Origin of the sequence: Halomonas sp. 25-S5, assembly GCF_029889845.1 — a bacterium.
Taxonomy (GTDB): Bacteria; Pseudomonadota; Gammaproteobacteria; order Pseudomonadales; family Halomonadaceae; genus Halomonas.
In genome coordinates, this window is record NZ_JARANV010000007.1 from 1 (window position 1) to 17,923 (window position 17,923).

Sequence of the window (17,923 nt, forward strand, 5' to 3'; positions counted from 1 at the left end):
TTCATTCGATCTGATTCGTTAAATAGCGGGCTATTCGCCTCATCAGATCGATAAACTTGTCTCGAAATCCGTCTCTCTCGCTACGATCGGTCAAACCCGACAGGCTCCTAGGCGTGAGCTGAGTCAAGAAAGTGAGGCATCATCGCGGGGCGTCGTAGCGCCCCGGGCGTTCGCGCGAGAAGACCACCTGCCAGAGCTGAAGATGCCGGGCGCGGAAGGCACCGGCACAGATCGCCAGATAATAGCGGAACATGCGGTGGGTGCGCTCGTTGTAGCGATGCGCGATTTCGTGCCAGTGGGCGTCGACGTTCGCCAGCCAGGCCATCAGCGTCTTGTCATAGTCGGGACCAAAGTTCTGCCAGTCCTCCATCAGCAGGTGATCCTCGCTGGTCCGTGCGATATCCATGGCCGAGGGCAGGACGCCATTGGGGAAGATGTAGCGATTGATCCAGGGATCCGCCGTGATCTCGGAGCGGTTGGAGCCGATGGTATGCAGCAGGAAGAGGCCATCGGCGGGCATCAGGCGCCTCACCGTCTCGAAGTAGGTGGCGTAGTTGCGGTGTCCCACGTGCTCGAACATGCCGATGGAGACGATGCGGTCATAGAGTCCATCCAGGTCGCGGTAGTCCTGCAGCAGGATCTCCACCGGCAGCTCGGCGCAGCGCTCCCTGGCTAGGGCGGCCTGTTCCCGAGAGATGGTGATGCCGGTGACCTCGACGTCGTGGTGGCGGGCGGCATGCTCGGCGAAGCTGCCCCAGCCACAGCCGATATCGAGGACCTTCATGCCCGGCTTGAGGTCGAGCTTGCGACAGGCCAGTTCCAGCTTGGCTCGCTGGGCCTGGTGCAGGTCATCTGCCGCCTTCCAGTAGCCGCAGGAGTAGCACATGGTAGGATCGAGCATGCGCTCGAAGAGGTCATTGCCCAGGTCGTAGTGGGCTTCACCCACCATATAGGCGCGAGCCTTGCTCTGCAGGTTGAGAAAGCCCGCCTGCAGGCGGTACTTGAGGCGCTCTGTGGTCGAGCGGCCATGCTCGCCGAGGCCGTTGAGCAGCAGTCGGGCGGCCAGCTGGTCGATGTGGTCACACTCCCACCAGCCATCCATGTAGGACTCGCCGAGACCCAGGGTTCCTTGATGCAGCACCCGCGAGAAGAAGTCGGGATGCAGCACGCGGATATCCTGGGGCGCATCCCCGTTGAGGGTGATCCCCGACCCCTCGAGTAGTTGGCCGAAGATCCGGCGGGCACGGGTATCAGGTAAGGCAATAGGGCCGATACGTGGTTCGCTGGTCATGGCGTCCTCCGGGTCCGGTCATGGATGTCAGGCTGGCGAACGCGCCGGGCACGGCTCAGCGGCAATGTCACTATTGCAAATCAGCATAGACCAGCATGCATATGTCGTGTATTCAACGGGTTCACGAAGGAGAGAGAGCCATGAACGTGATCATCGATCTTTGTGTGGTGCCATTGGGCGTCGGGGTGTCGGTCTCGCCGCATATCGCGGCCTGCCAGCGGGTGATCGAGGCGTCCGGCCTCGAACACCGCATGCATGCCTACGGCACCAACATAGAGGGACCCTGGGACGAGGTGATGGCGGTGGTCAAGCGCTGTCACGAGGTCGTGCACGAGATGGGAGCACCGCGCATCACCACGACGCTCAAGCTCGGGACTCGCACCGATCGCGACCAGCACATGGATGACAAGGTGGCCAGCGTCGAGGCCCTGCTAGATCCCTCTTAGCCCCCGCCCGGGGGGCGACGTCGTTGGCGCGCGCGGTTGTTTATCGGCTTGTGCCGAGGGGGTAGTGGCATGCGGCGCGTCGTTTAATTACCATAACGAATAGATATTATTTATTACTGGAGATCTCGGAATATGCAGGTCGGTCACCCACACGATGGCGACCCGCTCGACCCGGGCGTCAGGTTGCCGGCCGGCTCAGCCTTTCCCTCCGGTGGCGTCAGCCTGGTAGGCGCCGGTCCCGGCGACCCGGAACTGCTGACGATCAAGGCGCTGCGCCGCCTGCAGGCCGCCGAGGTGATCCTGCATGATCGGCTGGTCAGCGACGAGATCCTCGACCTGGCGGCCCCGCAGGCGTCTCGGCTCTACGTGGGCAAGGAGCGCTCGCGTCACAGCGTGCCCCAGGATGGCATCAACCAGGCGCTGGTCGACTGGGCCCGGGCCGGCAAGCGGGTGGTCCGGCTCAAGGGCGGCGACCCCTTCATCTTCGGCCGTGGTGGCGAGGAACTCGAGACCCTGGTGGCGGCCGGCATCGAGGTGGAAGTCGTCCCCGGCATCACCGCGGCCTCGGGGTGTGCCGCCTATGCCGGCATCCCGCTGACCCATCGCGATCATGCCCAGTCGGTGCGTTTCGTCACCGGGCACCTGCGCAATGGCAGCAGCGACCTGGACTGGCCGACGCTGGCCGGCCCTGGCCAGACGCTGGTGTTCTACATGGGGCTGGGCAGCCTGGCATTGATCGGCGAGCAGCTTCAGCGCCATGGATTACCCCCCGAGACTCCCGTGGCCTTGATCGAGCAGGGCACCACGGCACGCCAGCGGGTACATGTCGGAACCCTGCAAGAGTTGCCGCCGACAGGCGAAGTGGTTACTATCCGACCGCCGACCTTGATCATCGTCGGCAGTGTCGTGACATTGCACGACCGGCTCGCCTGGTTTGACCAGGGCAGAGCCACGAGTTCGGGTTGGCTGCGGGGCAAGCACCCCGCGCCGTCAACAACCGATCATGGCGCCTGATCGCTGGACGCGAACGTCGGCGCACCACGGTAAGTCATGAGGTGATTGCATGGGGACACGATCCCGCCTGATTCTGACCTGCTGCCTGGCGGGTCTGCTGATGACCGGCTGCGCCGGCAAGGGGCAGGCCCACGAGACGACGGAAGAGACCCAGCAGGGTGTTGCGTCCTTCTACAGCGACCGCTTCCAGGGCCGGACCACGGCAAGTGGTGAGCCCTTCGACCAGCAGGCCCTCACGGCCGCCCATCCGACCCTCCCGTTCGGGACCAAGGTGGTGGTGACCCGCGAGGACAACGGCCGCGAGGTCGAAGTGCTGATCAATGATCGGGGCCCCTATGCCAAGGGGCGTATCATCGATCTTTCCAAGCGTGCCGCCAAGGCGCTCGGCATGTTGCGTCGCGGTACCGCCCCGGTGGAAATTTCCTACGTGCAGTGAGTTGACCCTGGCGGGCGATGTTCCATCGGCGCATCGGTCAGCGTGCTTCCCTGCGCGAGAACTCCCGCTGCCAGCGGGTCAGCAGCGCCTCACGCTTGAGATCGTCCAGGGTGGCCAGCAGGCCGGGGCCCAGGGTGATCGGCCGCAGTGCCTCGCCTCTTTCCTGGCGCAGTGACGTCGCCGTGCCTGGCCCCTCAAGCGCAGGATGGATGGCGCCGAGGGTGGTTTCTCGGGCGAGTACCGCTTGCCCCGTCTCGCCGATGAGATAGTCGAGGAAGCGCTCGGCCGCCGCGGGATGGGGCGCCTGGCGCGGAATCAGGGCCAGGCGCTGGGTCACCAGGGCATAGTCCTCAGGCACCACGATCCTCAGCTGTGGCTGGTCGGCCAGTCGGTCCCGGGCATAGCTCCCCAGCAGGTTGTAGCCCACCAGGTAGCGTCCCTCGATCAGTCCATCCAGCATCTCCCCGGTGGTCTCCACCAGTTCGGCCTCGGCCTGGCCCAGGGCCGCCACCAGATCCCAGTAGCGTGGCGAGAGCCGTGATTCCTCGATGGCATAGGTATAGCCTGCGCCACTGGTGGCCGGGTCATAGGTCACCACCCGGTCCTTCAGGGTCTCTGCATGGCGCTCCAGCAGGACGAGCAGGTCGGCATGGCCACGTACCTCCCCGAAGCGCTCGATGACCGCCTCGTTCACGACCATGACGATGGGCTCGAAGGTGATGGCGAAGAGCTCGTGACGCCAGCGTGCCCAGGCCGGCCAGCGCCGTGCGGCGGAACTCTCCAGGGAGCGGGCATGGCCAGCATTGGCCAGCCGGTACTGCCAGGGCATGGCCGAGGAAAGCAGCACATCGGCCTCGTCCGGCGCGGCCATGAAGCGTTCGTGCAGCGCCAGGGTGGTGAGGTTGCGGTAGCGCACCTCCAGGTCGGGATGCTCGCGGTGAAAGCCCGCCAGCAGAGGGCGCATCTGGGGCAGGTCCAGGGCGCCATGGATCACCAGCGATGCGCCGGACCCGCTGCCGGGCGTGGCGGGGACGTGCAGGGTCTGGTCGGCGCCGGCAGTCGTGGCAACCAGGATGAGAAGCAGCAGCCAGCGACAGACAAGCCGACCCGGGCGATACATATTCATGGGGCCTCTCCCGGAAATTGCAGTGCCACGCGCAGTCCACGGCCGTCATGGCCGGACGACAGCTGCAGGCGTGCGCCATGCGTTCGGGCGATACCATCGACGATGGCCAGCCCCAGCCCGGATCCTTCCGCGTCGTCGCGGTCGCGGTGGAAGGGGCGAAGCATCAGCAAGCGTCGCGACTCGGGGATCCCGGGGCCGTCGTCCTCCACGACCAGGCGGGGTGGTCCGTCCTCGACCCGCACCGTGACCCGTCGCCCGCCGTAGCGACAGGCATTGTCGATGAGGTTGCCGATGGCCTCGGCGAGCAGCCAGTCGAGGCCCGGGATCCAGACCTCGCCCCCGGTGGTCTCCACCCCCAGGTCGACCCCCTGACGGTGGCAGGACGCCCAGTGATCGCGAACGGCCTGGCGGGCGATGGCGTTGAGCTCCAGGGGTACCAGGTCCGGGCGGTACTCGGGGTTGGCCAGCCGGGTCAATGAAAGTAGCTGCACCGCCAGCCTGGCGGTGCGCGCGCTGGTGGCCTGCATGGCGACCAGGGCCTCCTTCCAGCGTGCCGGATCGTCCTGGCGAAGGGCTAGCTCGGCCCGGGCCGACAGGCCCGCCAGGGGGGTGCGCAACTGGTGCGAGGCATCGCCGATGAAGCGTTCCTGGTTGGCGCGCACGCGGCGCATCCTGGCGAGCAGCTCGTTGACGGTATCGCGAAGCTCGGCGAGTTCCCGCGGCAGGGAGAGCTCCAGGGGGGCCAGGGTGCGCGGGTCGCGGGCACGGATCGCGCGGCGCAGGCGGGTCAGCGGCGTCAGCGCGGCACGGATCGCCAGCAGCAACCCCACCGTCGCCAGCGCCGCCATGGCCAGGATCATCGCCAGGTTGGCCCGCCACAGCTCGGCGGCCAGGGCATCACGACCCTCGCGGCTATGTGCGACGCGGACCTCGAAGGGTTCGCGTACTCGCCAGTCCTCGAGGCGCGTGCGGCGTATCCCCTGGCGCAGCGACAGGCCCTGCCAGTCGAGGTGGCGATAGAGCAGGGTGTCCGCGCCCCCGAGGCTCTGCCGCGGATCCCCGGGCAGGTCGGCATTGCCGGTGATCAGGCGACCCTGGCCGTCGACCAGGCTGTAGAAGACCCGCTCCTCGGCATCGGTGGCCAGCATGTCCAGGGCCGCCGGGGGGAGGTCGAGCCACAGTCGATCGTCCTGCCACTGTACCTGTTCGGCAATCGCCAGGGAGGCGGCCTCGAGCAGCCGGTCGAAGGCGCGGTCGGCCGTTCGCTGCGCGTCCACCCAGGCCTGGATCAGGATCAGGCTACCCAGCACCAGCAGGGGCAGCAGCAACCAGCCCAGCAGGCGCCGATAGAGGCTGTCACCTCGCTTCACTGCTCCTCCAGCAGGTAACCCAGACCGCGTACCGTACGCAAGGCCGCCCCGCTGTGACCGAGTCGCTTGCGCAGGCGGTGGACATAGACCTCGATGGCGTTATCGCCCACGGTATCGCCCTGAAAGGCCTCCTCGGCGAGCCGGGCCTTGTCCACCGGCTCGCCGGCATGGCGCATCAGGCAGGCCAGCAGGCGTTGTTCCCGGGGCGGAAGGGCGAGCGGCGCATCCTCGAGCGTGAAACGCTGGTGCCGGGTGTCGAGCTTGAGGGCGCCGACCCTGAGCTGCGGATCAGCACTGCGGCGCCGCAGCAGGGCGCGAACCCTGGCCTCGAGTTCATCCAGGGCGAAGGGCTTGGCCAGGTAGTCGTCCGCGCCCAGGTCGAGGCCCCGCACGCGATCCTCCACGGCGCCCCGGGCGGTCAGGATCAGCACCGGGGTGTCCCGGTCGTGACGGCGCAGTGCCTCGAGGACCGCCAGGCCGCTGCATCCCGGCAGGTTGAGGTCGAGCAGCACCAGCGCGGCACCATGCCCCGGCACCGAGAGGCGTGCCCGCGCCGCGTCGCCGTCGGCGAGGTGGCAGACGTCGTGGCCCTCGAGGCCGAGGGTGTCGACCAGGGTCTCGGCCAGCAGGGCGTCATCCTCCACCAGCAGCAGGGTCATGGGCCTGCCTCCCGGGTCGGGCCGGCCGCCAGCGTCGCCATGGCATCGGCCAGGAGGCGATGCGCCTGCTGCGGGTCCAGGCGTCCGGCGGGGCCCGACAGGGCGAGCCACATCGGCGGCTCGATGGCGTCCCCGGGGAGTGGCTGGCACACCATCACGCCGCCGGGCAGCAGCGGGCGAGGGTCATCCGCCGTCGACGCCACCCAGCGGTCCCCCGGGCGCAGGTCATGACGCAGGGCGGTGTCGGGCAGGGTGACGAGGCGGCACTCCACCATGCCGTCCTCCACCTCGAGCAGGGCGGCGGTCTCGCCGCTATCGGCCGCCAGGCGGACGAGCAGGGGCTGGATCCGGGTCGCCAGGTGTCGGCCGGGGAGGTGGCGGCGTGCCAGGCGTACCGGGGCATGGCCGAGGTGCCAGCGGCCTTGCTGGTCGCGCTGCACATAGTCGAAGCGGGTCAGCGAGCCCAGCAGCCGCAGCAGGGTGCTCTTGTAATAGCCGGTGGCCTGGGCCAGCTCGGCCAGGGTGAAGTGCTCCTGGGGGGAGTCGAATGCCTCGAGCACCGTCAGTGCTCGCTCCACGGCTTCGACGCGGTCCTGTGCCATCGAAGGGGCGCGCCTCCTTGTGTTGTATTGAACCAGCGGTGCGTTGAACTTTGGTCGTAATCGCGACCTCGGGCGTTGACGCCCCTCGGCGCTGGGCCTAACTTTCCATCCTGAGGAATGATGTTCTGCCTTACAGAATTGTAAGGAAGGCCGACAGGTTCCGCAAGTCAACAATCACACAAGCATGACATCAGGAGAAATGCCGCCATGACTCTCAAGCGCCCCGTCCAGCTGGTTGCCGTCGCCGTGCTCGCGACTACCGCCGCTTCGGCCTTTGCCTTCGAGCCCAAGGGCAAGGTGGAATGTATCGCCCCCTCCGACCCGGGTGGCGGCTGGGACTTCACCTGCCGCAGCGTCGGCAACGTGCTCCAGGAGCTCGACCTGGTGCCGGGTAACGTCCAGACCCTCAACATGGCCGGCGCCGGCGGCGGCGTCGCTTACGCCCACGTGGTCAGCAAGCGCGCCGGCGACGAGCAGCTGCTGGTGGCCGCTTCCACGGCGACCACCACCCGCCTGGCCCAGGGCCAGTTTCCGGGGATGACCGCCGACATGGTCAACTGGATCGGGGCCCTGGGGGCCGACTACGGCGTGATCGCCGTGTCGGCCGATTCCGAGTACGACGACCTGAACGAGCTGATGCAAGCCATCGACGAGGATCCGCGCAGCGTCAAGTTCGCCGGGGGCAGCGCCAAGGGGGGCTGGGACCACCTCAAGGTGCTGATCACCGCCGACGCCGCGGGTGTCGATGAGCTGCCGCGCATCCCTTATCTGTCCTACAACAACGGCGGCGAGGCCATGACCCAGGTCGTCGGTGGCCATGTCGATGCCTTTACCGGTGATATTTCCGAGGCCCAGGGCTTCATGGAGTCCGGCGACCTGCGCGTGCTCGCGGTGCTGGCGGAAGAGCGCCTGCCGGGGGATTTCAATCACATCCCGACGGCCATGGAGCAGGGCATCGAGGCACTGGGCCCCAACTGGCGCGGTTTCTACATGCCGGCCGATATCTCCGATGAGGCCAAGCAGTACTGGATCGATGCCATGGATAGCGTCTATGCGAGTGACGAGTGGAAGGAGCAGATGACCAGCAACGGCCTGATGCCCTTTCACATGACCGCTGGCGAGTTCGAGTCCTTCGTCCAGGACCAGATCGCCGACATCGAGCAGCTCTCCAAGGATATCGGGCTGATCCAGTAATGACCTACAACGACCGTACCTTTGGCATCCTGATGATCGTCCTGGCCGTCGCGTACGGCTGGGGCGCCACTCAGCTTCCGGCGCCCTTCGGCGGCAGCGAAGCCGTGGGGCCCGAGACCTTCCCGTTGCTGTTGTCGGTGGTGCTGGGACTTTCCAGCCTCTACATGATCGTGCGCCCCGATCCCGACAACGCCTGGCCCTGGAGCCGCACCGGCGTCGAGCTGGTCGTCGCCGTGGTGATCCTGGTGCTCTATGCGGCGCTGCTCCAGCCGCTGGGGTTCATCCTCAGCACCACCCTGGCGGTCGGCACCCTGTGCTGGCGCATGGGGTCGGCGCCGGTGCGGGCCTATCTGACCGGTGCGGCATCGGGCGTGGTGGTGTTCCTGGTGTTCAACTTCGCCCTTGATCTGGCCTTGCCGCTGGGTCTGCTCTCGTTTCTGGAGGTGAGCTGATGGAGACCCTAGGTTTTTTGATCGACGGTTTCGGTGTAGCGCTGGCGCCACAGAATCTGATGTTCGCGCTGTTGGGCGCCTTCCTGGGTACCCTGATCGGTGCGCTGCCGGGCCTTGGGCCGGCCAACGGCGTGGCGATCCTGATTCCGTTGGCCTTCACCCTGGGGCTGCCTGCCGAGACCGCGATGATCATGCTCACCGCGGTCTATGCCGGCGCGATGTACGGCGGGCGGATCTCGTCGATCCTGCTCAATATTCCCGGCGACGAGCCGGCGATGATGACCTGCCTGGATGGCTATCCCATGGCCCAGCAGGGCAAGGCGGCCGAGGCGCTCGCGATCTCCGCCGTGGCCTCCTTCATCGGCAGCCTGGTGGCCACCATCGGGCTGATCCTGCTGGCGCCGCTGCTGGCGGATTTCGCCTTGACCTTCGGCCCCGCCGAGTACTTCGCACTCTTCCTGCTGGCCTTCGCCACCCTCGGCGGCATCACCGGCAAGAACCCCATGAAGACGGTGGTGGCGGCCGCCATTGGCCTGATGATCGCCACCGTGGGCATCGACAACACCGGGGTGCAGCGCTACACCTTCGGCGTGCTCGAGCTCTACGAGGGGATCGACTTCATCATCGCCATCGTCGGCCTCTTCGCCATCTCCGAGCTGCTGTTCTTCATCGAGGAGAAGGCCGGCGGCGGCAAGGCGAAGATGATGGTCAACAAACTCACGCTTTCCTGGTCCGACATCCGCAACATCCTGCCGTCGAGCCTGCGTGGCGGGGTGCTGGGCTTCATCGCCGGCGTGCTGCCCGGCGCCGGGGCGTCGCTGGGCAGCTTCATCGGCTACACCCTGGAAAAGAAGATCGTGGGCAAGAAGGGCTATTTCGGAAAGGGCGACCCGCGCGGCGTGGCCGCTCCCGAGGCCGGCAACAACGGCGCCTCCAGCGGGGCCCTGGTGCCCATGCTGACGCTGGGCGTGCCGGGCAGCGGCACCACCGCGGTGCTGCTGGCGCTGCTGATCTCGCTGAACATCACCCCGGGGCCCTTGATGTTCACCCAACACGCCGACGTGGTATGGGGCGTGATTGCCGCGCTGCTGATCGGCAACTTCCTGCTGCTGGTGCTCAACATCCCGCTGGTGGGCATCTTCGTCAAGCTGCTCTCGGTGCCGCCGATGTACCTGCTGCCGGTGGTGACCATGATCGCCTTCGTGGGCATCTACTCGATCAGCAACACCACCTTCGATCTGTACTTCATGGTGGCCTTCGGCGTCGCCGGGTATCTGTTCCGCAAGCTGGAGATCCCGCTGGTGCCGGTGATTCTCGGCCTGCTGCTGGGGCCGGAGATGGAGAAGAACCTGCGCCATGCCATGGACATCGGCGATGGCAACTGGATGGTGCTGTGGGACAGCGGCCTGGCCATCGGCCTGTGGGTGTTCGCCGGAATGGGGCTGATCCTGCCCTATATCGTCGGCCCGATCCTGCGCCGTCGGATGCGGGTCACCACCGGCACGGGCGGTCCGGAGGGCGACTGAGCCTCGCGACCATCGCTACTGCCCAGCGGGGGCGTCGGCCGAGCCGGCGCCCCCGTTTTCTGTTTCGGCCGCCCTGCGTCACGACGGTGCACTGCACCAGCGGCGAAGACGATCCTGGGGCAGGGCGGTTTCCTCCTTGCACCAGGATGTTGCCTTCTGGTGCATTTTCCCTTCCGGGACCCAGTGTCCAATTGACTGAATAGAAAGAAATAAACGGACATCTTGCCGATATGGCACATCCCTTGCTAAAGCAGTGAGAGGCATCTTGCGATGTTCTCCCTCGCTGGCCCAGCAAGACCCCATCAAGGTGGGCATCCTGCACTCGCTCTCCGGCACCATGGCGATCAGCGAGAACGGTGCTTCTGCCACCGCCTGACCTCATCCATCCTTCGCCTGACCAAGGAGCCCGCCTCATGAACGCTCGATTTTCGTCAACCATCCGTGCCGGACTCTCGGCAGCTGTCATGCTGCCGACCACTATGGCCCTGGCGCACACCGGACACGGTGCCCCCTCGGTGCATGCCCATACCGGCAGCCCGTCGATGCTGGTCGTGCTCGGGATCGTGACCCTGGGCGTGACCTCGGCCGGGTGCACTGCTTTTTGCAAGGCCTGTCGCTATGCTGGCCGTTAACGTCGCCCGATGGGGTGGCACGGCCGACTGAGGACGTCATGCACGGTATACACAAGCTGGGGCAGGGGAGGCGTCGAATGTGGCCATGGATCCTGATGGCGTTGCTGATGGCCTGGGCCAGCATGGCCGCCTGGCAGCGCTACAAGCCGTTGCCCGAGGGCGTGTCCCGGGCCTTCCCGGCACGCGCCGCCGCCGAGGTGCGCTTTCTCGCCGACGAGACCTGGTATGCCTCCTCGGGGGAGCGCCACACCCGGCGGCAGATCTTCGACGAGGTGCTGACGCTGATCGGCCAGGCCCGGCGCCTGGTGGTGCTCGACATGTTCCTCTTCAACGACTTCGCCGGGGCCGCCGATGGCCAGGCATTCCGCCCGCTATCGGCGGAGGTCAGCGATGCCCTGATCGAGCAGAAGCGGCGTCACCCCGGCCTGGAGGCGGTGGTGATCACCGATCCGCTCAACACCCTCTACGGGGGACTGGAGCTCGACCATCTTCAGGCCCTGCGAGATGCCGGCGTGCGGGTGGTGATCACCGACCTGAATCGACTGCGGGCCTCCAACCCGCTCTGGTCCGGGGGCTGGCATCTGGGCCCGCGCTGGCTCGGCAACGGCAGCGATGGCGGCTGGCTGCCCAATGCCCTGGGGCCGGGGCGCGTGCCGCTGCGCAGCTACCTGGCCTTGCTCAACTTCAATGCCAACCATCGCAAGACTCTGGTGGTAGACCATGGCGATGGCTGGGCGGGCCTGGTCACCTCCGCCAACCCCCACGACGCCAGCAGCCTGCACGGCAACGTGGCGTTGCGTTTCGAGGGGGCGGCGGCGCTGGACCTGCTGGCCTCCGAACGCCCGGTGGCGGGCTGGTCGGGGGTGAGCCTGGCCGGACCGGCGCCGCCCGACGTCGCGGCGGAGCCTCCCGAGAAGGCGAGACTGCAGGTGCTGACCGAGGGTGCGATCCGCGATGCGCTGCTGTCCGCCATCTCGGCCAGCGGCGAGGGGGATCGGCTGGACATCGCCGTCTTCTACCTGGCCCATCGGGAGGTGATCGCCGCGCTGGTGGTGGCCAACGCCCGAGGGGTGGCCCTTCGTGTGCTGCTCGATCCCAACCGCGATGCCTTCGGGCTGGAGAAGGGTGGGATCCCCAACCGGCCCGTGGCCCGCGAACTCCATGAGGCCGGCATCCCGGTGCGCTGGTGTGCTAGCCGGGGCGAGCAGTGCCACAGCAAACTGCTGCTGCGCCGTCCCGCCGAGGCCGGCGCCGAGGCGGAGATGATCCTCGGCTCGGCGAACTTCACACGGCGTAATCTGGACGACCTCAATCTGGAGACCAGCGTGCGCCTGACCGGGCCCGCCGAGATCCCGGCCCTGCGAGACGCCGCGGCCTTCTTCGAGCGCCGTTGGCAGTCGACCCCGCAGCACATCACCAGCGAGCCCTTCGAGGCTCACGACGACACCACGGCCTGGCAACGGCTGCGTTATCGCGTCATGGAAGCGACGGGGCTTTCAACGTTCTGACGGCTGGTGGCTTCCCACCTTCTGAGTGTGAATGGCCCGCTGGGCTTGCATAGCTAGTCGACGTGGGTCACGGCCTGGCGGAGGGGGTCGACGTGCCAGGCCAGGCCGAGGCGGGCATTGCGCTCCAGCTCGGCGATCACCTGAGCCCCGAGCAGCAGGATGATGGCGCCCACCTCCAGGCTTAGCAGCACCACCACCAGGGTGGCCAGGGAGCCGTAGACCGCGTTGACCAGTGAGATATTGGCAAAGTAGAAGACCAGAAGCAGGCGCACGCCCTCCCATAGCAGGGCGGCGACGAAGCCACCCACCACGGCACGACGCAGGGCGATCGTTACCACTGGCAGGACCTTGTAGATGGCGCTGAACAACAGGAAGACGCCGAGGAAGCTGGTCAGGTTGAGCATCGGCCCGGAGAGGCCGGCCAGCGGCAGTTCGCGCTCGAAGAGGGCCACCCACAGGGCATTCATCGTGCTGACCAGGCTGACCAGCAGGGTCAGGGCGAGCAGGCCCGCCCCCAGGACCAGCATAAAGGCATAGGGTAGCAGCACCGAGACCCAAACACTGCGCCGGCGATGGTGCGTGTCCGGCGCGTGGAAGATGATCGCCAAGGCGTCCTCGAGCATGCGAAAGGCGAAGGAGCTGAACAGCAGCAGCACGGGAAAGCCCAGGATGCCGATCACGTCCCGGGAGTCGAGGAGGGTGCGCACCGCATCGAGCAGGACCTCGGCATGGGCGGGCGCCAGGTGGCGTGCCTGGATGGTGAGCACCTCGAGCAGGTGCTGCTGGTCGACCACGCCGGCCAACAGCACCACCATCAGGGCGAACAGCGGCACGATGGAGAGCAGGATGTTATAACCCACGCCGCCTGCCAGCAGGATGCCGCGGTTGCGCAGGAACGCGCACAGCACGCGCCACAGGAAGTGCAGAATGCGCGGCAGCAGGGTGAGGATCAGGCGTCGGTAGCGAACGGGCGGTGATGTCATTGGGGCTGCCGTGCGAGAGTGCTTGCGCCATCATAGGCGTATCCGGCCTCGCTCCGTCAAACCCCGTTCCCGGTGATGCCCCACTCGATGGTCCTGAACACACGCGGAGAGAACCATGGATCCGGATTCCCAGCCCTGGCGCTCGCCCTCTACCTGATGGCGCTGGCGCACAGGCTGGAGTGATGCCGGCCAGCGTTCCGGTTGCCGCGTCATGGCAGCCATAGACGCTGCCGGATGGCATGTCGCCGCCGACCACCGCATAATGCGCGCCTCGTCACACCCCGACACGACAGCGAGAAATCATGGCCAAATTCGAGGAGATCGGCACGGCGAGCATTCCCGGGCTGGGCGGCGAGCTGCGGTTGCTGCAGCGTAATGACGAGTTTTCGATCCGCATCGCCGGCAAGGCCGGAGAGCTGATGAACACTCGCCTGCACGGCTCGGAGGATGCCCTGGCCGAACTAGCCTGCAAGCGACTCGCCGATCGCCCCGGGGTTCGTGTGCTGGTCGGCGGGCTGGGCATGGGCTTTACCTTGGCCGCGGCGCTGAAGGCGTTGGGTGAGGACGCCGAGGTCGTCGTCGCCGAGCTGGTGCCGGGGGTGTTGGACTGGAACCGGGGGCCGCTGGGTGATGCCGCCGGTCGTCCCCTCGACGATCCCCGTACCCGAATCAGCCTGGGCGACGTCGGCGAATTGTTGCGCCGCGACCCCGATGGCTTCGACGCCATCATGCTCGATGTGGACAATGGTCCCGAGGGGCTGATGCGCCGAGAGAACGACTGGCTCTACTCGCCTCGGGGGCTTGCCGCGGCCCAGCAGGCGCTGCGACCCGAGGGTGTTCTGGCGGTCTGGTCGGCCGGTCAGGACCCGGCCTTCAGCGAGCGGTTGCGGCGAGTCGGGATGCTGGTCGAGGAGATCACGGTGCGTGCCCATCGCCCCGGCAAGGGGGCCAAGCACCGGATCTGGCTGGCATACTGAGTCCCCTCACGCTTCATCACTCACTCTTCACCCCGAAAGGCCAAAGTATGCTGGAACTCTCTCGCCAGGTGAGCATTCCCGACCACGAGATCGAGATGCAGGCCGTGCGTGCCCAGGGGGCCGGCGGACAGAACGTCAACAAGGTTGCTACCGCCATCCATCTGCGCTTCGATATTCAAGCTTCCAGCCTGCCCGAGGGCTTCAAGGAGAAGCTTTTGGCGTTGGGTGACCAGCGCATTACCCGCGACGGGGTGGTGATCATCAAGGCCCAGAGCCACCGCACCCAGGAGCGTAATCGTGACGAGGCCCTGGCGCGGCTGAAGGCGCTGATCAAGAGCGTCATGTATGCACCGAAGAAGCGCATCGCGACCCGCCCCAGCAAGGGCGCCAAGCGGCGTCGGCTGGACAGCAAGAAGAAACGCGGCCGGCACAAGGCGTTGCGCGGCAAGGTCGAGACCTGACGTTGACTGTGGCGTCGATGATCGGGTGGCGACTCCACACTGGGCGTGTATGCTGAAGGTCGTGACGACGAAGGCTGGCCATCCTTGGCCGGTGACATCCAACCACGCAGGGGGATACATCGATGGCAGATACGTCGATGAGTGAGCTTTTCAAGGACAACCGCGTCAAGGGCCTGGCGGCCGTGGCGGTGGTTGCCATCATCTGGGCCCTGTTCGCCCAATCCAGCGTCAGTTCCAGCAACGAGGCCCGCGAGTCACTACAGACGCGACTCGAGAACGTCCAGGCCGAGAACGAGTCCTTGTCGGGGCGCGTCGAGGAGCTTCAGAATGCTGCCGGGAACATTGATGAACTGGCCGAGCAGCGCAGCGAGCTCGAGCAGCAACAGCAGGCCGCCGAGGCCGAACTGGAGCAAACCAAAGGCGAGGTTGCCACGGCTCGCACTCAGCTAGAAGAGGCCCAGGCCTCGGTAGAGACGGTGCAGGCCGACCTGGAAGCCCGCCAGAGTGAGCTCGAGGCTGCCGAGGAAGCCCTCGCGACCACTCGAGAGGAGCGTCAGCAGGCCGCTCAGGCCCGCGACGAGGCCCAGGCCTCGCGCCAGGAAGCCGAAGAGGCTCGTCAGGCCGCCGAAGAGGCACGCCAGCAAGCCGCAGAGGCCCGCCAACAGGCCGAGCAGGAGCGCAGCGACGCGGTTGCCGCTCGCGACGAGGCCCGTGCCGAACTCGAGGGCCTGCAGCAGGAGATCGCCTCGGCCGAGGAGAACCTGGCCGGCATCAACAAGCAGATTTCAGCCAGGCAGGAAGAGCGCGAGGCCCTTCGGCAGGAGATTAGCGAGCTCCAGGCCAGCCGCAGCGAGGCGAGCGAAGCGCTGGAGGCGACCCGCAGTGAGATGGAAGAGGCCAGGTCACAGGTCGACCAGGCTCGCGAGACGTTCAAGGACCTCGAGGTCGCCATCAAGGTCGGCCGTGAGGAAGTCGCCGAGATCGAGTCTCAGGTCGAGTCTCGCCAGACCCAGCTCGAGCGCCTGGAAGGCCAGCTCGAGACCTGGCGCAACGAGCTGTCCCGTCTGGAGAACAGCGTGCAGGGCAAGGTGGGGGACGACGCTGCCGCTCAACAACAGGCCGATGCCCAAGCTGATGGCAATGACGGTGCTGCCCAGCAGGAATCCGAAGCCCAGGAAGACGGCAATACCGACTGATCCCTTCGCGGAATGGTCTAGCATTCACGACGGCGAGCCCCTGGCTCGCCGTCACGCGTTGGCAGGCATTGCATGGCAGGGCGACCCGCCGGGTATACTGAGCCTTCGTGCCGCTTGCGTGGCAACCCCAATTACATAAGGAGCGAATCGTGATCGAAGGGGTCAAGCATATCGTCGCCGTGGCATCCGGCAAGGGCGGGGTAGGCAAGTCCACCGTCACCGTCAACCTGGCACTGGCCATGGCCGCCGAAGGCTATCGGGTGGGCATCCTGGATGCCGACATCTACGGCCCCAGCCAGGCCCAGATGCTGGGGGTGGGCGAGGGCGTGCGTCCCCAGTCCGCGGGCGAGAATCGTTTCAAGCCGCTCGAGGCCCATGGCATCCAGGCCATGTCCATGGCCTTTCTGGTCGACATCCGCGAGCCCATGGTCTGGCGCGGGCCCATGGTCGCCGGCGCCTTCCAGCAGATGCTCACCCAGACCGTCTGGGACGATCTCGACTATCTGTTCATCGACATGCCGCCGGGCACCGGCGATATCCAGCTGACCCTGGCCCAGAAGGTGCCGGTGGACGGCGCGGTGATCGTCACCACACCCCAGGACATCGCCTTGCTGGACGCGCGCAAGGGCATCGAGATGTTCCGCAAGGTCAACGTGCCGGTGCTTGGGGTCGTGGAGAACATGAGCCTGCATATCTGCTCCCACTGCGGCCACAGCGAGCCGATCTTCGGCGAGGGCGGGGGCGAGCGCATCGCCCAGGAGTACGAGACTCAGGTGCTCGGTCGCTTGCCGCTGACCCTGTCGATCCGTGAACAGGTGGATGGCGGGCGGCCCACCGTGGTGGCCGAACCGGAGGGCGAGGTGACCGCCACCTTCCGCGACATGGCGCGCCAGGTCGCCGACCAGATCCGCGGCCAGGGCACCGAGGGACCGGAGATCTCCTTCAGCGAGTGAGATGCCAGGCCATTCTGTTACGCACAGCGAAAGGCCCCGGGGACAAGCTGAAGAGGAGGTCCTACGCCATGGGTGAGGAGCACTGCTCCGAACGGGCTGGCCATGGATGGCCAGCACCGGTCCTGCAAGCGGAGCAGGATGCGAGAGCGAAGCAGGGCGTCGGTAGCGCCCACGGATGGGTCCACAGCGCCTCCTTGCAGGCTTGTCGCCGGGCTTGCCTCGAGTGATAGATCCCTCAGCAATCGCCCTGGGTGAGAGGGCGCCTCCCGTGACCTTCCCCGCCGGGGCCGCTATGATGTGGCCCCGGTTTTCTTTCTCCGGTTTCCCCAGACACAGTTCAGGACGTTTCGATGAGCATCAAAGCCGACAAGTGGATACGCCGCATGGCCGAGCGGGAAGGCATGATCGAGCCCTTCGAGCCCGACCAGGTTCGCTATGTGAACGAGCGGCGGGTGATCTCCTACGGGACGTCCAGTTACGGCTACGATGTGCGCTGCGCCAACGAGTTCAAGGTGTTCACCAACATTCACTCCGCGGTGGTGGACCCCAAGAGCTTCGACGAGAAGAGCTTCGTCGACATCAAGGGGGATGCCTGCGTGATTCCCCCTAATTCCTTCGCCCTGGCGCGCACCGTGGAGTACTTCCGCATTCCGCGCAGCGTGCTGACCATCTGCCTGGGCAAGTCGACCTATGCCCGTTGCGGCATCATCGTCAATGTCACCCCGCTGGAACCCGAGTGGGAAGGGCATGTGACCCTGGAGTTCTCCAATACCACCAACCTCCCGGCGCGCATCTACGCCAACGAGGGCGTGGCGCAGATGTTGTTCCTGGAGTCCGATGAGGTCTGCGAGACCTCCTACAAGGACCGCGGCGGCAAGTACATGGGACAGCGCGGCGTGACCTTGCCCAGGACGTGATAGCGCCGAGCTGAAAGCGCCGAGCTACAAGCAAACCCCGAAGGCCGAGACCTTCGGGGTTCTCTTTTGCACGAGATCATCAAACATTGCTGGCCGCTTGGCCGCTTGGCCGCTTGGCCGCTTGGCCGCTTGGCCGCTTGGCCGCTTGGCCGCTTGGCCGCTTGGCCGCTTGGCCGCTTG

At 66.5% G+C, this 17,923-nt stretch carries 19 protein-coding genes and 1 pseudogene; 14 read left to right on the forward strand and 6 right to left on the reverse strand.

Annotation, left to right across the window (positions count from 1 at the left end):
* Positions 1 to 139 precede the first annotated feature (139 nt).
* Entirely contained in the window at positions 140 to 1,291 is a 1,152-nt protein-coding gene (gene cfa, locus OP498_RS06835) for a cyclopropane fatty acyl phospholipid synthase (RefSeq protein ID WP_280553024.1), read from the reverse strand.
* Between the two features lie 140 nt (positions 1,292 to 1,431).
* Here cfa and OP498_RS06840 point away from each other — a divergent pair, with 140 nt between their 5' ends.
* From OP498_RS06840 to OP498_RS06850, 3 genes are all read left to right on the forward strand, one after another.
* On the forward strand, positions 1,432 to 1,737 hold the full coding sequence (locus OP498_RS06840; RefSeq protein ID WP_280548126.1) for an MTH1187 family thiamine-binding protein: 306 nt from the start codon (positions 1,432 to 1,434) through the stop codon (positions 1,735 to 1,737).
* A gap of 132 nt (positions 1,738 to 1,869) precedes the next feature.
* Positions 1,870 to 2,751 carry a uroporphyrinogen-III C-methyltransferase gene (gene cobA / locus OP498_RS06845; protein ID WP_280553025.1) on the forward strand — a complete coding sequence of 294 codons (882 nt, stop codon included), beginning with the start codon at positions 1,870 to 1,872 and terminating at the stop codon, positions 2,749 to 2,751.
* Between the two features lie 49 nt (positions 2,752 to 2,800).
* Complete coding sequence (locus OP498_RS06850) at positions 2,801 to 3,187, forward strand: septal ring lytic transglycosylase RlpA family protein (protein ID WP_280553026.1); 387 nt, start codon at positions 2,801 to 2,803, stop codon at positions 3,185 to 3,187.
* Positions 3,188 to 3,224: 37 nt separating this feature from the next.
* On the opposite strand, the gene OP498_RS06855 is transcribed toward OP498_RS06850, so the two are convergent.
* From OP498_RS06855 to OP498_RS06870, 4 genes are read right to left on the reverse strand one after another with little or no spacing between them, the layout of a single operon-like run.
* Entirely contained in the window at positions 3,225 to 4,313 is a 1,089-nt protein-coding gene (locus OP498_RS06855; protein ID WP_280553027.1) for an ABC transporter substrate-binding protein, read from the reverse strand.
* Entirely contained in the window at positions 4,310 to 5,683 is a 1,374-nt protein-coding gene (locus tag OP498_RS06860; RefSeq protein WP_280548120.1) for a sensor histidine kinase, read from the reverse strand. Before OP498_RS06860 ends, OP498_RS06855 begins: the two co-directional genes overlap by 4 nt.
* Complete coding sequence (locus OP498_RS06865; protein WP_280553028.1) at positions 5,680 to 6,342, reverse strand: response regulator transcription factor; 663 nt, start codon at positions 6,340 to 6,342, stop codon at positions 5,680 to 5,682. The genes OP498_RS06860 and OP498_RS06865 overlap by 4 nt, the downstream gene beginning before the upstream one ends.
* Positions 6,339 to 6,944, reverse strand: a complete 606-nt coding sequence (locus tag OP498_RS06870) for a helix-turn-helix domain-containing protein (RefSeq protein WP_280553029.1) — start codon at positions 6,942 to 6,944, stop codon at positions 6,339 to 6,341. Before OP498_RS06870 ends, OP498_RS06865 begins: the two co-directional genes overlap by 4 nt.
* 207 nt (positions 6,945 to 7,151) lie before the next feature.
* Here OP498_RS06870 and OP498_RS06875 point away from each other — a divergent pair, with 207 nt between their 5' ends.
* From OP498_RS06875 to OP498_RS06900, 6 genes and pseudogenes are all read left to right on the forward strand, one after another.
* Positions 7,152 to 8,138: a tripartite tricarboxylate transporter substrate-binding protein gene (locus OP498_RS06875; RefSeq protein ID WP_280548117.1), complete on the forward strand. Its 987-nt coding sequence runs from the start codon at positions 7,152 to 7,154 to the stop codon at positions 8,136 to 8,138.
* A complete protein-coding gene (locus OP498_RS06880; protein ID WP_280553030.1) occupies positions 8,138 to 8,590 on the forward strand; it encodes a tripartite tricarboxylate transporter TctB family protein in 453 nt (150 codons plus the stop codon). Before OP498_RS06875 ends, OP498_RS06880 begins: the two co-directional genes overlap by 1 nt.
* Positions 8,590 to 10,116, forward strand: coding sequence for a tripartite tricarboxylate transporter permease (locus tag OP498_RS06885; RefSeq protein WP_280548115.1), 1,527 nt, complete (start codon positions 8,590 to 8,592; stop codon positions 10,114 to 10,116). The genes OP498_RS06880 and OP498_RS06885 overlap by 1 nt, the downstream gene beginning before the upstream one ends.
* A 199-nt stretch (positions 10,117 to 10,315) precedes the next feature.
* Positions 10,316 to 10,478, forward strand: a pseudogene (locus OP498_RS18570) (urea ABC transporter substrate-binding protein); the annotation flags it as partial.
* Positions 10,479 to 10,529: 51 nt separating this feature from the next.
* The gene (locus OP498_RS06895; protein WP_280553032.1) at positions 10,530 to 10,748 is read left to right on the forward strand and encodes a hypothetical protein; all 219 of its coding nucleotides are present in this window, start codon (positions 10,530 to 10,532) and stop codon (positions 10,746 to 10,748) included.
* Positions 10,749 to 10,825: 77 nt separating this feature from the next.
* Positions 10,826 to 12,256 (forward strand): phospholipase D family protein, encoded by a 1,431-nt coding sequence (locus OP498_RS06900; protein ID WP_280553033.1) that lies wholly within the window; start codon positions 10,826 to 10,828, stop codon positions 12,254 to 12,256.
* 53 nt (positions 12,257 to 12,309) lie between these two features.
* Here the strand turns inward: OP498_RS06900 and OP498_RS06905 are convergent, their stop codons facing one another.
* Positions 12,310 to 13,239, reverse strand: coding sequence for a YihY/virulence factor BrkB family protein (locus OP498_RS06905; RefSeq protein ID WP_280553034.1), 930 nt, complete (start codon positions 13,237 to 13,239; stop codon positions 12,310 to 12,312).
* Between the two features lie 302 nt (positions 13,240 to 13,541).
* On the opposite strand from OP498_RS06905, the gene OP498_RS06910 reads away from it, so the two are divergent.
* The 5 genes from OP498_RS06910 (at position 13,542) to dcd (ending at position 17,743) form a co-directional block, all read left to right on the forward strand.
* Positions 13,542 to 14,216, forward strand: coding sequence for a hypothetical protein (locus OP498_RS06910; protein WP_280553035.1), 675 nt, complete (start codon positions 13,542 to 13,544; stop codon positions 14,214 to 14,216).
* A gap of 47 nt (positions 14,217 to 14,263) precedes the next feature.
* Positions 14,264 to 14,677 carry an alternative ribosome rescue aminoacyl-tRNA hydrolase ArfB gene (gene arfB, locus OP498_RS06915; protein ID WP_280553036.1) on the forward strand — a complete coding sequence of 138 codons (414 nt, stop codon included), beginning with the start codon at positions 14,264 to 14,266 and terminating at the stop codon, positions 14,675 to 14,677.
* A gap of 137 nt (positions 14,678 to 14,814) precedes the next feature.
* The gene (locus OP498_RS06920; protein WP_280553037.1) at positions 14,815 to 15,873 is read left to right on the forward strand and encodes a kinesin; all 1,059 of its coding nucleotides are present in this window, start codon (positions 14,815 to 14,817) and stop codon (positions 15,871 to 15,873) included.
* 149 nt (positions 15,874 to 16,022) lie between these two features.
* Positions 16,023 to 16,826, forward strand: a complete 804-nt coding sequence (apbC, locus tag OP498_RS06925; protein ID WP_280548096.1) for an iron-sulfur cluster carrier protein ApbC — start codon at positions 16,023 to 16,025, stop codon at positions 16,824 to 16,826.
* 350 nt (positions 16,827 to 17,176) lie between these two features.
* Positions 17,177 to 17,743 carry a dCTP deaminase gene (gene dcd / locus OP498_RS06930; protein ID WP_280548095.1) on the forward strand — a complete coding sequence of 189 codons (567 nt, stop codon included), beginning with the start codon at positions 17,177 to 17,179 and terminating at the stop codon, positions 17,741 to 17,743.
* Positions 17,744 to 17,923 lie beyond the last annotated feature (180 nt).

What these genes read in the sequence shown, in the direction of transcription:
- OP498_RS06865 (WP_280553028.1), bottom strand. Translation starts at nt 6,342, where the DNA reads ATGACCCTGCTGCTGGTGGAGGATGACGCCCTGCTGGCCGAGACCCTG.
- OP498_RS06850 (WP_280553026.1), top strand. Translation starts at nt 2,801, where the DNA reads ATGGGGACACGATCCCGCCTGATTCTGACCTGCTGCCTGGCGGGTCTG.
- OP498_RS06885 (WP_280548115.1), top strand. Translation starts at nt 8,590, where the DNA reads ATGGAGACCCTAGGTTTTTTGATCGACGGTTTCGGTGTAGCGCTGGCG.
- OP498_RS06900 (WP_280553033.1), top strand. Translation starts at nt 10,826, where the DNA reads ATGTGGCCATGGATCCTGATGGCGTTGCTGATGGCCTGGGCCAGCATG.
- OP498_RS06855 (WP_280553027.1), bottom strand. Translation starts at nt 4,313, where the DNA reads ATGAATATGTATCGCCCGGGTCGGCTTGTCTGTCGCTGGCTGCTGCTT.
- arfB (WP_280553036.1), top strand. Translation starts at nt 14,264, where the DNA reads ATGCTGGAACTCTCTCGCCAGGTGAGCATTCCCGACCACGAGATCGAG.
- cobA (WP_280553025.1), top strand. Translation starts at nt 1,870, where the DNA reads ATGCAGGTCGGTCACCCACACGATGGCGACCCGCTCGACCCGGGCGTC.
- dcd (WP_280548095.1), top strand. Translation starts at nt 17,177, where the DNA reads ATGAGCATCAAAGCCGACAAGTGGATACGCCGCATGGCCGAGCGGGAA.
- OP498_RS06875 (WP_280548117.1), top strand. Translation starts at nt 7,152, where the DNA reads ATGACTCTCAAGCGCCCCGTCCAGCTGGTTGCCGTCGCCGTGCTCGCG.
- OP498_RS06880 (WP_280553030.1), top strand. Translation starts at nt 8,138, where the DNA reads ATGACCTACAACGACCGTACCTTTGGCATCCTGATGATCGTCCTGGCC.
- OP498_RS06895 (WP_280553032.1), top strand. Translation starts at nt 10,530, where the DNA reads ATGAACGCTCGATTTTCGTCAACCATCCGTGCCGGACTCTCGGCAGCT.
- OP498_RS06910 (WP_280553035.1), top strand. Translation starts at nt 13,542, where the DNA reads ATGGCCAAATTCGAGGAGATCGGCACGGCGAGCATTCCCGGGCTGGGC.
- OP498_RS06840 (WP_280548126.1), top strand. Translation starts at nt 1,432, where the DNA reads ATGAACGTGATCATCGATCTTTGTGTGGTGCCATTGGGCGTCGGGGTG.
- OP498_RS06870 (WP_280553029.1), bottom strand. Translation starts at nt 6,944, where the DNA reads ATGGCACAGGACCGCGTCGAAGCCGTGGAGCGAGCACTGACGGTGCTC.
- OP498_RS06920 (WP_280553037.1), top strand. Translation starts at nt 14,815, where the DNA reads ATGAGTGAGCTTTTCAAGGACAACCGCGTCAAGGGCCTGGCGGCCGTG.
- OP498_RS06905 (WP_280553034.1), bottom strand. Translation starts at nt 13,239, where the DNA reads ATGACATCACCGCCCGTTCGCTACCGACGCCTGATCCTCACCCTGCTG.
- cfa (WP_280553024.1), bottom strand. Translation starts at nt 1,291, where the DNA reads ATGACCAGCGAACCACGTATCGGCCCTATTGCCTTACCTGATACCCGT.